Source organism: Streptomyces alboflavus, from assembly GCF_000716675.1.
GTDB lineage: Bacteria > Actinomycetota > Actinomycetes > Streptomycetales > Streptomycetaceae > Streptomyces > Streptomyces alboflavus.
This window is the reverse complement of record NZ_JNXT01000053.1, coordinates 1-12,045: the sequence shown is the minus strand read 5'-3', so window position 1 is coordinate 12,045 and position 12,045 is coordinate 1. Positions and strand designations below refer to the sequence as shown.

The window sequence follows — 12,045 nt, the reverse complement described above, 5'->3', positions numbered from 1 at the left end:
GTTCACCAACTGCGCGAACTGCTGCTGCGCGGTCTCATCGACCGCTGTGCGGCGCCTCACTGCTGGGCCCAGTTCATCGTGGGCGCGTTGGGCTTGCGGGCCCGGTGCCGGACACGGCCGATCTCTTCCTGGTACTCCTGCTGGAACACCGCGTACGTGGCGGCGGCGTTCTTCGCCGCGTCCTTGAGCGCGTCGGCGGACTTGCGCAGCTTGCGCGCCACCTTCGCTGCACGGATCCGCGAACCGAAGGCCCGCCCCTCGGGGTCGGGCACCGCACCCAGCACGCTCTTGAGGATCTCGGCCGCCATCGCGACCTCCATCGAGAGCATCACGCCCGCGGCCCGCAGAGTGTTGCAGTAGTTGCGCACCTGCGCCGGGGAGTTGAACTCCGGCGGCGGCAGCAGCGACTGCCCTCCGCCTCCGGCGTGGCGCCCGCCACCGCGGCTGACATTGATGTTGATGTTCGGCATGAAGCTGCCGCCCATCGCGCCGACGAACCCGCCGGCCGCGGCTCCGGCGTTGGCAAACTTGTTGCCCTTGTCGGCGCCGCGCGCGGCGCCGTTGCGGGTCGGGGTAGCCATCAGGGCTTCTCCTTCGGGGTCGTGCGACGCAGGGCAGCGCGCAGGCCATAGGCGGCCAGCAGACCGAGGAACCACAGGACTTCAAGCGGCCCGGCCAGCGGACCGAGCAGGATCGCGAGCCCGGCCCACAGGCCCACGACAGCGGCGAGCACGGCGGCGGCCCACTGCCACATCCGGTCCCCGCTCTTGAGCCAGCGGCGGGAAAGCGGCGGGGTGAGGAGTGCGATCAGGGGCAGCAGCCCGACCACGACAATCCCAATGCCCGCCCACGGCGCCAGGACATGCAGGACGGCGGTCGCGATCAGGGCCAGCACGGAGAGTCCCGCCGGGAGCAGCGCCGCGCGGTGGCGCCAGAACAGGCGCCCCGCCGTGCGCAGTGCCTGGCCGGTCAGGGTGGGGCGTTCGGGCACCACGAATACGAACGACTGCTGACGGCGCCCACGCTGACGCGGGATACGAACGGTGGTGGCCCCGGCGGGCACCTTCATGGTGCGGGCCCGGGGCCGGGTACGACTGGACACAGCAAAACTCCAGGAAGTTGAGGGGTCAGGCGGCGTGCTGTTCCTCGATGGCGAGGCACAGGCCGCAGATGCCTTTCGAGCGCGGGATGCAGTAGCCGACGTCGAGGCGGCAGCGCGGGCAGGTGCGGCGGGCGAGCATCGCCAGTGCGAGCGCACCCCACTTGCGCGAGGTCATCGGACGAACCGGCTTGGCCAGCTCGATCCGGTACAGGTAGGCCACCAGGTGGCCACCGGCGCGGCGGTTCACGCGCATCACCTGTGCGGCGATGGGCTGGCCTCCCGGCCGCAGCCCGCGGGCGCGGAGCTGACGGCGGGTCGCCAGCCCGTCGGGCGCCAGGCGGAAGGGGTAGGTCGGCACGCCGTAGCGGGCGCCGGACGGGTCGAAGCACTTGCCGTAGGCGCCGGACATCAGCCCACCGCCTCAACCAGCGATGTGCTCACGTCGGCGGAGGGCTTGGAGCGCTGCTCCTGAAGCCGGGAGGACACCCAGCCCAGCGACCAGCCGGTGTCATCCGCGAGCTGGCGCACCGTGCGCTCCCCCTCGCGGACCGAGCGGATGTAGGCGCGCGCCTCGCCCTCCGGCATCTTCGTGAACGCACCCGGCTCGCTGTTCACGCCGCGCGCAGCGGCGTTCACGGAGCGAGCCGGAGTGTTCACCACGCCCGCAGCGGGCACACCCGGGAGGGTGCGCTGGCCCTCGCGGACGGCTGTCGGCTCGCGCCGTGAACGCTCAGCCAGTGCCTGTTGTTCACGGCGCCGCGCATCCTCGCGCTGCTGCTGCTCGCGCCGCACGCGGTCGTCGTGTTCGCGCTGCTCACGGCGCATGTCCGCCTCACGAGCGAGGCGTTCACGCTCCATCTGAGCCTCGTGCTCGCGCGCCTCGCGACGCTGTTCCTGCTCACGCTCGAACCGCTCACGCTCGACACGGTCAGCGTGTTCACGTGCCGCCTGTTCAGCATGTTCACGGGCCTGCTGCTCGCGTTCACGCACTGCCCGAGCCTGCTGTTCACGGGCGGTCTGTTCCTCAGCTCGTGAACGCTCGATGCGTTCAAGAGCCCGGCTGATCGCGCGCCGGTAGGCCAGCCCGGCCTCCGCCGTGACGATCAGCAGCAGCGGCGCGACAGCATGCACGGCCACGCCGACCAGATCCCGTTTCAGGGCGCTGTCACCGATGTTGAGGAGCAGGGTCATCAGCCCGGTCATCCACCGCAGCACGCCCGGCCACCGCCCGCCGTTGCCACCGAGCCGTGCCACGACCGCGTCCAGGCGCACCACGATGACCACGGCCGCATCGACCACGAGCGGCAGGATCGGTGCCGTCCACTGCCACTCGGCAGGCGTGACCCGCTCCACCAGCGGCGTGACTGTCAGCACGGAGTACAGCACCGCCCCGCCGGTGATGGCCCACGTGCCCGCGGCCAGCGTGCGCTCCGCAGACTGGATCTGCGCAGGAGTCAGGGACTCACGCATCGCTGCCCCCTGCTCTCCGAATCGAGCGCAGCATGGAAGGCAGTCAGATGGACCGACGCGCCCGCGAAGTCGCCGCACGCCGTCAGGACCCAGGTCTGGCCGTCGCTCTGTACCCCGAACCGCACGTCCTCACAGGCGATGCCGAGCGCCAGGCGCCAGGGCTCGAAGGACGCGAAGTCGTCGTGCAGGGACAGCTCCAGCCGCTTGGGGAAGACCGGCGAGACATGCACCGACGGGGCCGGCAGGGCGGGGAACTCCGCGGCCACCGTGCGCAAGGCCCGCAGAGAAACCGTCAGCTCCTCTAACGCCAGATCGGCCCTCATGCCGCCACCGCCGCACCCTGCGCACCGCAGGTACCCGTGCGCCGGACCGTCGCCTGGCGAGCCCGCCGGGCACGCGACACCCGCCTCGGCAGGTCGCTCGCCCGCAGCAGCGCACGGGCGTAAGCCGCGGCGACCGGGTCGACCTCCCGCAGTTCCACCAGCACCTCGCGGGCCACCGCCAGCCGCGCGGCCCGCCCCTCCTCCGACTCCCCGAACTCGCCGGTGAACAGCTCCGTGTCGAACCCCGCCGAACGCTCAGCGAAGCCCAACGCCAACTCCGTGAACTCCGCTGTCGTAACAGCGACATGACCAGCCACGATGCACTTCATGGGTCGTGCTCCTCTCAGACGGGAACGGCCCGAACAGCGGCCCCGGTGTTCGAGCACCGGGGCCGCACGCCGTCGAAGTCGGAACCTCCGGCTCCCCTCAACCCCGTCCGTACGGGACCGCCCCGCAGGGCGCCCGGACGGACGGAGGAGGCAACCGACGCGGCGCTAGCCGCCGCGAAGCGGTCGAAGGTGACCGGTTGGCCGGAGCGCTCGATCGCGCTCACGGACCCGAGGCCGAGCGACGCTGCCGTGCCGGTCGATCACGGCCGCGCCCATCGCTTTCGTCGATTCACTGCCACTCCTTCAGCCCGCTGAACAGGGGATACGCACTGCAAGGGGGACCATGTCCCCACCCTCCGGCCGTTGCTCGCGGTCACCGGGCCACCTCGCCAGTCGGGCCCAAGCCCTGTCCCCTGGCCTTTAGCGGGATCGCAGCGTCCCCGCCCTTTGCTTGGCACACCGTGAATCGGAGGCAACTTCGCCATCTGGTGCGCACCAGTAGAGAAGCATCTGGTGCGCACCAGAGTCAAGCGATTGCGCCGAGCCGAGCCGCGCTCGCCCTCCCTGGTGCAGATCCAGAAGACCGCTTGAGGTAGGGGCGTCGGTAGCCAACAGGGCTTAACTTCCGCCCTGTTAACCCCTGTTGACCTGCGGCAACGTGAGGCATCCTGAAAGAGTCGATGGACGGACCTACTGCCGGGCGGTGGCCTGTGAGTACAGGACTTCGGAGTGCGCGAACGGCGCGGGGCTGGTCTCAGGAGCGACTGGTTCGCGAGATCGAGCAGTACGCCCGACGGCACGTCACGGACGTTGCGTCGACGGCGAGTTTGCGTGTGTACGTGTCCGAGTGGGAGAACGGCAAGCGCACGATCTCGGACCGCTACGCGGTAGTCCTGCGGCAGCTTCTCGGCACCACCGACGCGGAACTCCGGGGCGGCCCACTCGTAGCTGCGCCTTCATCCGCCGACGGGTACGACGAACTGCTGAGCCGCATCGATTCAGCGGGCAGCGTCAGCGAATCCATGGTGAAGGCGTTCAACGACCAGACCGAGTTACTGCGCACCATGGACCGCCAGATGGGCGCGGCTGGTCTTGTGGACCAGATGACCGGGCACCTCTCCGCCCTGGAAGACGCGCTGAACTTCACAGTGCTCCCCAGCGCGCGCCGTCCCGTGGCACTCGCACTCGCCGGAGCGTCAACGCTGGCGGCGTGGCAGGCGATCGACTCCGGGGCGGTCGAACGCGCCTGGCGTCACTACGAACTCGCGAAGCGGGCGGCGAGGGACGCTGAGGCCCCGATGTATCTCGCCCACGCGATGGCAGAGCAGGCATACGTGCTCTGCGAGGCTGGCCGGCCATCCCTCGGAGTCGACCTGGTCCGCGATGCACAACGCACCCTTGCCCGAGACGGGTCCCCCCGGCTCCAGGCGTGGCTGTACGCGGCCGAAGCGGAGCTTTGCGCCCACGCTGGAATGCCTGATGACTGCCGACGGGCACTCGATGCGGCTGGAGCAAGCATCCCGTCCGACTCCGGGGACCGGGACCCGGACATGCTGAGCATCTTCCTGAACGGCGCGCACCTCGCTCGGTGGCGAGGCAACGTCCTCGCCCTGCTCGGGGACGGCGAGGCAGTGACCAGCCTGTACACAGCCTTGGAAGCCGCGGATCCGACCTTCGTCCGCGCCCAAGGCGGCCTTCACACCGACCTCGCTCAGGCCCACTTGGCGCGCGCAGAGTACGACGACGCGAAGACCCACCTGAGGCAGGCGCGACTGCTCGCCAGCCGCACCGGCTCAGTGCGGCAGCGCCGCCGCGTCGACCTCCTCAGCGAGCGGTTGTAGCTCCTTGCCGCCCGCGGCTCGCCAGGATGTGGAGCAGGGCAACGAGGGTGCCGGATCCCATCAGTTCACCGCGGGCCATCAGCCCGGGGATGTCTGCGAGCGGAACCCACTCGATGTGGCCGGCCTCTTCCAAGTCCGTCGGCGGACCGACCTGCTCGGCCTGGTGCCCGACGAAGATCTCGTGAGGCGAGTCGACCATGCCCACCATGGGCTGATAGGTGACGACGTGCTCCACCGACTTCGGCCGCCACCCGGTCTCTTCGACGACTTCCCGGAGCGCCGTGGCCGCGGGGTCCTCCCCTTCGTCCACGATGCCGCCGGGCAGCTCCCAGCCCCACTGCTGAGGGACGAACCGGTACCGCCACATCATCAGCACCCGGTCCTGGTCATCCAGGACCGCGGTGATGGCCACATGGTGGAGCTTCACCACGTGATGCTCGAAGCGCTTCAGGCCAGGCGGCTCAACGTCCCAAAGCTGCAGCTTGACCCAGCGGTTGTCGTAGACGTCTCGCTCGCCGTGGATGCGCCACGGTTCCAGACCCTCGGGGGTCTCGACGCTGACGGCTCCGGGCACCCGGTACGAGCTTCTGCCTCGCACCTCCAAGGCGCCCTCTGCCAGGAGTCGGGCCAGCACTTGCCGAAGCGCCGTCCGGCCGATGCCAAGTTCCTCCGAGAGCGTCCGCTCCGAGGGCATCTTGTCGCCGGGGGCGTACTCGCCAGACGCGAGTCGCTCACGAATCGTCTCGTAGACCTTGGCTGTCTTTGGCCCCATCCGCAGTGCACTCTCCATTCTGAGGTGGTGCGTACCAGCGTAACGGGAGGTGGTCGCAGCACCTTCAGCCGTTCTGAGGATGTCCCCAGCCACCGGCACTCGCCCACCACGATCAGTGACTTCTGAGTTACAACCTTCTCTACACATTCAAGGCGGCTCGCTCCGCTCCCCGCACGCGGCCCGGCCCCCGGCCGGGCCTGCGCTCCTGACCCCGCCCCAGCCTGGCTGGCGCCCGTGCCGCACGCTAAGCGATCAGCCACTTGGGGTTCGAGAGAGGTACGTCGTGGCCGGGCGGTCGGCTCCACGGCTTTATGCCGCCACTTTGGCTCGAGCCTCGAAGATCATGGCCCCAACGTCGTGCTTTAGTGGGCAGGTCCACAGACTGCCCGACGCGCCGGAAGCTTACGGGGCCATGATCACTCGCGCCAAAGCAGCTCCAACCCAAAGCCGCTCCACCGACCGCGTGCGACAGCCAACGGCTGCATGTCATGAACCCGCTGAGAGTCGGGAGACGGGCTCACTCCCACTTTCCCGCCCTCGCTATGATCGCCGCGGATAAGAGCCACGGGAGGGGCTACGGATGGAACCACTGAAGGACGGCGATCCGAGAGAACTAGGTGGATACCGTCTCGTCGCCAGACTCGGCGAGGGTGGCATGGGCGTCGTGTACCTCGGAATTTTCGACGGCAACGGCCGACCTGACGGACTCCTCGCCTCGCTTACACCGAAGTTTGATCCGTACGTTACGGGGTATATTAAGGGATTTGACTCTCATGGGATGGACTTCGGCGGTGATGCGCTTCGGCTGACACCATGGCACCTCATACGCCGTGCTCCCACAGCTATCAAGACGATCAGCCCGCGCTACGCGTCGGATGCGTCGATGCGGGAACGGTTCCGGCGTGAGGTGGCGGCATACGAAAAGGTGTTCTTCTGGAGGCACCTGGGTCTACAGGCCGCGCACCTTCAAAGAGATAGAGCGTTTGACACTGCGGATCAGCACCAGCTCACCATCCCCGGCATGGCGGAGAAAATCCGGTTGATCGATCCGCCGGTCTCGGGTTCGCCGATGCCGATAGCCCACGGCGAGGACCCGGTTCCGTGGTTCGCCATGCAGTACATCCCGCACCCTACGCTTGCCGATCTGCTGGAGGAGCGTGTGGTTTTCGAGGAGCGGGACCTTTTCAACATCTTCCAGGCAGCCAACGAGTCGCTTCAGTCGATCAATCATGAGTTCGTTCATCGCGACGTGAAGCCCAGTAACCTGACCTACAGTTATTACCGTTCGCCACTGTTGAGGTCCAACAGTAATGGCAGCGTCGTCCTTGACTTCGGCATTGCCCGTGACGAAAGCAACGTGCCGCTGACGACCGTTGGGAACGTCATCGGGACCGTGGCGTACATGTCGCCCGAGCAGATCGAGGCAAAGCCGCTGGAGCCGTTCCAGTCGGATCTCTTCTCTCTGGCGTCTACCGTGGCTTCTCTGGCGCGTGGCGGAAGATCTCCGTTTGAGGCGAGGGGCAGTATGGCCACGATGCTCGCGATATGCACGGCTGAGCCGGACCTCACCGGGGTTCCCGAGCGTTTCGCCGAGTACATCCGGCCGTGTTTCACGAAGAATCCGTCGGACCGGCCAGAGATGGATGACTATCTTCTGCCCCCAGACTGGCTCAACGCGGAGCCCCACGAAGAATCGCTCTTCTCCTCAAGGGAAGCGCCGAACCTTGACCAACTCGTGCAGGACGTCTCTTCCAAGCGATGGGAGAAGGCTCTGGAACTCTGTGGCCTTGACTAGCCCGAGCTGGCTACGTTCATGTTCGCCGTAGCCAGCGACGAAGTCGTCAACTAATGGGAGCAACACAGCGCCGACTGCGGACTGTGTGTGGCCAGTGATCGCTACGCACAACGGCGGACGCCCACGCACACCCACGAACCGTCCTCGCAGATGAGTGCTCCACCAGGCCAAGGCCGGCACCCAGGCTGAATTGCTTCGGGACGAAGAGGTCGTGCCATACGCATGCCAGATCGTACCGGGATCCACGGGGGAACATCGGGGAACCAGCGTCCCTCCAACAGGCGGCGACGGGCTTCCCGCCACAGGTCAACGCCCGCAGCGACGCTAGGTCACCCCAGCTTCCCAAGCTGAGGTGCCGTTGCCTCCCACACCAGATTTAAGCCATCAGGACAGATTGATAATGACCAGGACCAAGATAACGAAGCCGATGGCCAACCACATAGGCGGGGCCGGCATGCGCGCGTATCTGCCTCGTGCGTCTCGGGGCTGAGTCCGCCTACGCTTCGCCATCTTCGCCACCCTCCCGGCCTAGCACGTCCGCAACCAGCACTACCTCATCACTCAAAGCCCGGGGCGCGGGGAGCCAAGCTGGGGGCCAGCCTAGGCGTCTTACCGCGTACGAACGCGGACTTCCGTGAACGAGGCCGCCCTGCGCTCGCGCTTGATATAGAGAGATTCAAGTGCCCACGTTGCGCATCCAGTTAAGCAATCCGATAAACGGATTGGTTTGTACCGGTGAGCGGCCAGGGCAGGGAAGGGGCCCGATTCATCCAGGCCTCGACTGCTGCTCCTCGACGCCGACGGGCCGCTGACCCCGTTCGGGGCAGAGTCGCAGCAGGTCGGCGTCGTTGCCGTGACGGCTACGGGGCAGTACGGCTACGGGGCAGGGCTGTCCGGTGGCGGGGGTCAGCGCCAGTGGTTGTTGCTGGTGTGGTCGCCGGCGAGCCAGCGGGCGAGGTCGGCGTGTGCCGTGGCGCGTCGCTCGGCGTCGATCTTCTCCACGTCGGGGTGGTCGACGGCGAATTCCAGGATGAGCCCGTTGGGGTCCGTGACGTACAGCGAGACACAGAAGCCGTGGTCGAGCACGTGGGCGTTCGCATCGGTGCAGTCGGCCGAGGTGACGCGCTTGAGTATGGCTTCCTGGGTCTCCGCCTCGACCTTGAAGGCGATGTGGCGCAGGGGGGTGACGTTGAGGTCCGTCTTGAACTCCTCCTGGTCCTTGGGGTCGGCGAACTGGAAGAAGGCGAGCGCGCTGCCGTCGGCCATGCCGTAGAGGGCGTGGCTGTAGGCGCGTTCGGCTCCGGAGAGCACCTCGCGTTCGGTCCAGGTGGCCACCAGGGGCAGGCCGATGACGTCCTCGTAGAAGTGCCGATTGGCCTCCTGGTCGTCGGTGATCCATGCGTGGTGGTGAAGGCGGAGCGGCAGGGTCTGGCTCATGTGGGGTCATCTCCGTTGATCGGCCGGGGTGTTGAACCGGAGACCGGGGACCGGGGCGGTCTCCGTTGCTCCAATCAGCATGCCCCATACATCGGTTGAATGTTAAATCATAATGAGCCATTGTTCGCGCACTGGAGCGTCGACCTCCCGGCGGTCGACCTGGGCGGGGGTGGCAGCACCAGCGCTGGCCAGGGCGGCGCTCCAGGGGTGCGGGGGTGCCAGGGGGATCCTCCGTGTGGCGCGGTCGGGGATCTGGGGTGCGAGGGCTTCGATCGAGGGCGTCGCAGCCCTACCCTGCACCGACTTCGCGGCTCGGCCTTGAGTGCGGTCGGCGCCGACCCGCCGCGCGAATGGCGGCCGAAAATGGTTGAACGTTAATCAATGTGACGTGTCGTCCTGCCGGGAGGCCTGCGACCTGCCTCCAGCCGGGCGGCCAGGGAACGGGAATGACTTCGACTGCACGTTGGGCATCAGCCGCCGTCCTACCGATGACAACGAGGTCCAACCCTTCCAAGTCGCACTCCAGGCCGAGCCGCCGCTCACTGCGCGGCGCCTAACCCGGAGTCCAGTGGCACACGGCAGGCGAGCACTTCCGCGGGTCCGAGCCCTTCTGGGGCTGCGTCAGCGTTGACGTTCCAGGCAGTCGCACCCAAGCGATGTCGGTGTACCGGTCACGGCGGCGGCGCACAGCGCCGGACCTTCGTCCGCTCCCCCCGCGCCGCCCGGTCCGCACGCCCCGCAGGTCGATACTTTCGGACTACCGCCCGCGCCCTGCCATGTACCGACGACCAATACCCACCCCGACCTGCGCTTTCTACGCTCGGGAGCATGAAAGGCATCCTTGGGTTCATCAGCTTCACGCTCATCGTCGGCGGCCTGCAGGGCATCGTCCACGAGGCATTCGACAAGTGGATTCCGCTCATGGGCTTCATGCGGCACCTGTACGTCGACGGCTACGAGATCTACCTCAGCATCGGCCTCATCGTGCTCGGCGCCGCCGTGGCGACGGCTTCGGCCAAGGCCCCGCAGAGTTGAGGGCCGCGTCCGTCGGGCGGGACAGGTCCTGGGTCAGGGTTCAGAGGTCTGGCGGGGCAGGTGGGTCAAGTGAGGCAGGTGGGTCAGGTGTTCAGGCGCGCCAAGCCGGTCAGCGCTTCGTCGAGGATCCGGCGCAGGCGCAGGGCGTCGGGGGCCAGCGCTGTGACCAGGGCGCCCGGGCCTGCCAGGGGGGTGACGGCCGCCGCATCACCCAGGGGTGTCGGGGGTGGTGGGTGGTGCGTGAAATCTGGGTCTACGACGATGAGTTGGCCCACGGCGCGGTGGCCTGCCAGGACTGCCGGGCCGTCCCAGCCGCCCGGGGCTCCGGGGCCGCAGGACAGTTCCTGGTCGAGGAGGGGGTGGCCGGCGTGATGCACGGTGAGCCTGGACGAAAGGAGGCCCGGGGTCTCGGCCGTGCGGCCCAGTACCTGTTCCTCGCGCAGGACCAGGCGGCCACCCGCGGCGACGTCCGCGCGGGTCGTGACGTGCAGTTCGCTGTCCTTCACCGAGATCAGTTGCTCCGGCAGCCAGCGCAGTTCCGCCCCTGCGGCGACCGTGAGGCGCACGTCGTAGTGTGCCGGGGCGCCGTCCTGCCCCGGCAGGGCGATCGTCGCCGCGGCCGATCCGACGTGCAGGCGCGCGCCCGCCTCGACCTCCGCCTCCACGGTGATCCTGTCGCCGCCCAGGGGGCCGCTCATCGCCCCCACCAGCGTGACGTGGGCCTCGGGGCCCGTGGTGCGAGTGCGGCGCAGGGCCACGGGAGCCTCACCGTGGAGGAGGGGCAAGACCGTGCGGCCGTGCGGGTCCACGCGTGCGGTGATGCGGGCGCGGGCCCTCACCCCGGCGGGGCTCCGCGGCCGCTGCCCGGCGTCGTCCTCAAGGAGCGGTGCATGGGTCACTTGGCCGGGGCTTCCGTCCACTTCGCGTGCTGCTCCCGGACCCAGCGCGCGACCTCGGTCACGTGCTCCTGCGAGCGCAGCGACTGGAACACCACCGGCAGCTCCGCGCGCTGCGCCTTCGCGTCGGCCGCCATCCGGGCCAGATCCGAGCCCACGTACGGGGCGAGGTCGGTCTTGTTCACCACGAGGAGGTCGGCCGTCGTCACGCCGGGGCCGCCCTTGCGCGGGATGTCGTCGCCTCCCGCCACGTCGATGACGAAGATCTGGGCGTCCACCAGGCCGCGCGAGAAGGTCGCCGTGAGGTTGTCGCCGCCCGACTCCACCAGGATCAGGTCCAGCGGGCCCACCTCGTCCTCCAGGTCCTCCACCGCCTCCAGGTTCGCGGAGATGTCGTCGCGGATCGCGGTGTGGGGGCAGGCTCCCGTCTCCACAGCCGTGATGCGCTCCGGAGGGAGGACCGCCTCACGGAGGAGGAACTCCGCGTCCTCCCGGGTGTAGATGTCGTTCGTCACGACGGCCAGGGAGAGTTCGTCGCGGAGGGCCTGGCAGAGGGCTGCGACCGTCGCCGTCTTGCCTGATCCGACGGGGCCGCCGAGGCCGATACGGAGGGCCCGGCGGGTGCCGTCGGGGCGGTGCGCGTCCGCGCTGATGGCCTTGGATTCGTCGTGGGTGTGGTCGAGGTGCATGTCGTTTCCCTCCGGTTAGTTAGTCATTGGGTGGGTGGGATAGTGCGTGGGTTGTGGTGGGTGGGAGGGTGGGGTGCTGCGCGGGGGCTTCCCCAGTCCCGCCCTTTCCCGTAACCAGGGGCGCTGCGCCCCCTGGACCCCAGCCCTCGCCGATGTCCCGTGCGGGTGGGACTGTCCGCCGCCGATCGCGCTGCGCGCTCGTCCTCAAACGCCGGACGGGCTGAATAGTTGCCGGTGCCGCAGGGTTCCTGGCCCGCCCGGAGGGGCCAACCACCCCCACGGCCAGGGACGCAGCCCCTACGACGCAAACAACCGCACCCCCCACCCCGCATGCCCCTCCGCCCCCACCTCGAGCA

The 12,045-nt window shown here is 68.4% G+C and carries 13 protein-coding genes; 3 read left to right on the top strand and 10 right to left on the bottom strand.

The genetic code is table 11. From position 1 onward, the window contains the following. Positions 1–56: 56 nt before the first annotated feature. The 6 genes from traA to OO63_RS31285 are packed head-to-tail and all read right to left on the bottom strand — an operon-like array spanning position 57 to position 3,224. Positions 57–581 carry a plasmid transfer protein TraA gene (gene traA / locus OO63_RS31310; RefSeq protein WP_030362384.1) on the bottom strand — a complete coding sequence of 175 codons (525 nt, stop codon included), beginning with the start codon at positions 579–581 and terminating at the stop codon, positions 57–59. After that, entirely contained in the window at positions 581–1,102 is a 522-nt protein-coding gene (locus OO63_RS31305) for a hypothetical protein (protein ID WP_030362383.1), read from the bottom strand. Before OO63_RS31305 ends, traA begins: the two co-directional genes overlap by 1 nt. 25 nt (positions 1,103–1,127) lie before the next feature. Beyond that, on the bottom strand, positions 1,128–1,511 hold the full coding sequence (locus OO63_RS31300) for an RRQRL motif-containing zinc-binding protein (RefSeq protein WP_030362382.1): 384 nt from the start codon (positions 1,509–1,511) through the stop codon (positions 1,128–1,130). Next, the gene (locus OO63_RS31295) at positions 1,511–2,572 is read right to left on the bottom strand and encodes a hypothetical protein (RefSeq protein ID WP_030362381.1); all 1,062 of its coding nucleotides are present in this window, start codon (positions 2,570–2,572) and stop codon (positions 1,511–1,513) included. Before OO63_RS31295 ends, OO63_RS31300 begins: the two co-directional genes overlap by 1 nt. Next, positions 2,557–2,895 (bottom strand): hypothetical protein, encoded by a 339-nt coding sequence (locus OO63_RS31290; protein ID WP_030362380.1) that lies wholly within the window; start codon positions 2,893–2,895, stop codon positions 2,557–2,559. The genes OO63_RS31295 and OO63_RS31290 overlap by 16 nt, the downstream gene beginning before the upstream one ends. Continuing rightward, positions 2,892–3,224 carry a hypothetical protein gene (locus OO63_RS31285; protein ID WP_033264646.1) on the bottom strand — a complete coding sequence of 111 codons (333 nt, stop codon included), beginning with the start codon at positions 3,222–3,224 and terminating at the stop codon, positions 2,892–2,894. The genes OO63_RS31290 and OO63_RS31285 overlap by 4 nt, the downstream gene beginning before the upstream one ends. Positions 3,225–4,057: 833 nt before the next feature. Between OO63_RS31285 and OO63_RS31280 the strand changes: the two genes are divergently transcribed. After that, positions 4,058–5,065, top strand: coding sequence for an NsdA family TPR-like regulatory protein (locus tag OO63_RS31280; protein WP_030362378.1), 1,008 nt, complete (start codon positions 4,058–4,060; stop codon positions 5,063–5,065). On the opposite strand, the gene OO63_RS31275 is transcribed toward OO63_RS31280, so the two are convergent. After that, entirely contained in the window at positions 5,049–5,837 is a 789-nt protein-coding gene (locus OO63_RS31275; protein ID WP_078619480.1) for an NUDIX domain-containing protein, read from the bottom strand. The genes OO63_RS31280 and OO63_RS31275 overlap by 17 nt on opposite strands. 580 nt (positions 5,838–6,417) lie before the next feature. On the opposite strand from OO63_RS31275, the gene OO63_RS31270 reads away from it, so the two are divergent. Then, a complete protein-coding gene (locus tag OO63_RS31270) occupies positions 6,418–7,632 on the top strand; it encodes a serine/threonine-protein kinase (RefSeq protein WP_078619479.1) in 1,215 nt (404 codons plus the stop codon). A 906-nt stretch (positions 7,633–8,538) separates the two neighbouring features. Here OO63_RS31270 and OO63_RS31265 read toward each other — a convergent pair. Further along, entirely contained in the window at positions 8,539–9,069 is a 531-nt protein-coding gene (locus OO63_RS31265; protein WP_030362375.1) for a VOC family protein, read from the bottom strand. 828 nt (positions 9,070–9,897) lie between these two features. On the opposite strand from OO63_RS31265, the gene OO63_RS31260 reads away from it, so the two are divergent. Further along, complete coding sequence (locus OO63_RS31260; RefSeq protein WP_030362374.1) at positions 9,898–10,104, top strand: hypothetical protein; 207 nt, start codon at positions 9,898–9,900, stop codon at positions 10,102–10,104. Between the two features lie 83 nt (positions 10,105–10,187). On the opposite strand, the gene OO63_RS31255 is transcribed toward OO63_RS31260, so the two are convergent. Together OO63_RS31255 and ureG are read right to left on the bottom strand one after the other, a co-directional pair. Continuing rightward, on the bottom strand, positions 10,188–11,003 hold the full coding sequence (locus OO63_RS31255; RefSeq protein ID WP_051811361.1) for an urease accessory protein UreD: 816 nt from the start codon (positions 11,001–11,003) through the stop codon (positions 10,188–10,190). Further along, complete coding sequence (gene ureG, locus OO63_RS31250) at positions 11,000–11,689, bottom strand: urease accessory protein UreG (RefSeq protein ID WP_030362372.1); 690 nt, start codon at positions 11,687–11,689, stop codon at positions 11,000–11,002. Before ureG ends, OO63_RS31255 begins: the two co-directional genes overlap by 4 nt. Positions 11,690–12,045: the final 356 nt, after the last annotated feature.

Bases quoted from the DNA above. Each gene is read 5' to 3' on its own strand.
- traA (WP_030362384.1), bottom strand. From the start codon at position 581: ATGGCTACCCCGACCCGCAACGGCGCCGCGCGCGGCGCCGACAAGGGC.
- OO63_RS31300 (WP_030362382.1), bottom strand. From the start codon at position 1,511: ATGTCCGGCGCCTACGGCAAGTGCTTCGACCCGTCCGGCGCCCGCTAC.
- OO63_RS31295 (WP_030362381.1), bottom strand. From the start codon at position 2,572: ATGCGTGAGTCCCTGACTCCTGCGCAGATCCAGTCTGCGGAGCGCACG.
- OO63_RS31290 (WP_030362380.1), bottom strand. From the start codon at position 2,895: ATGAGGGCCGATCTGGCGTTAGAGGAGCTGACGGTTTCTCTGCGGGCC.
- OO63_RS31285 (WP_033264646.1), bottom strand. From the start codon at position 3,224: ATGAAGTGCATCGTGGCTGGTCATGTCGCTGTTACGACAGCGGAGTTC.
- OO63_RS31275 (WP_078619480.1), bottom strand. From the start codon at position 5,837: ATGGGGCCAAAGACAGCCAAGGTCTACGAGACGATTCGTGAGCGACTC.
- OO63_RS31270 (WP_078619479.1), top strand. From the start codon at position 6,418: ATGGAACCACTGAAGGACGGCGATCCGAGAGAACTAGGTGGATACCGT.
- OO63_RS31265 (WP_030362375.1), bottom strand. From the start codon at position 9,069: ATGAGCCAGACCCTGCCGCTCCGCCTTCACCACCACGCATGGATCACC.
- OO63_RS31260 (WP_030362374.1), top strand. From the start codon at position 9,898: ATGAAAGGCATCCTTGGGTTCATCAGCTTCACGCTCATCGTCGGCGGC.
- ureG (WP_030362372.1), bottom strand. From the start codon at position 11,689: ATGCACCTCGACCACACCCACGACGAATCCAAGGCCATCAGCGCGGAC.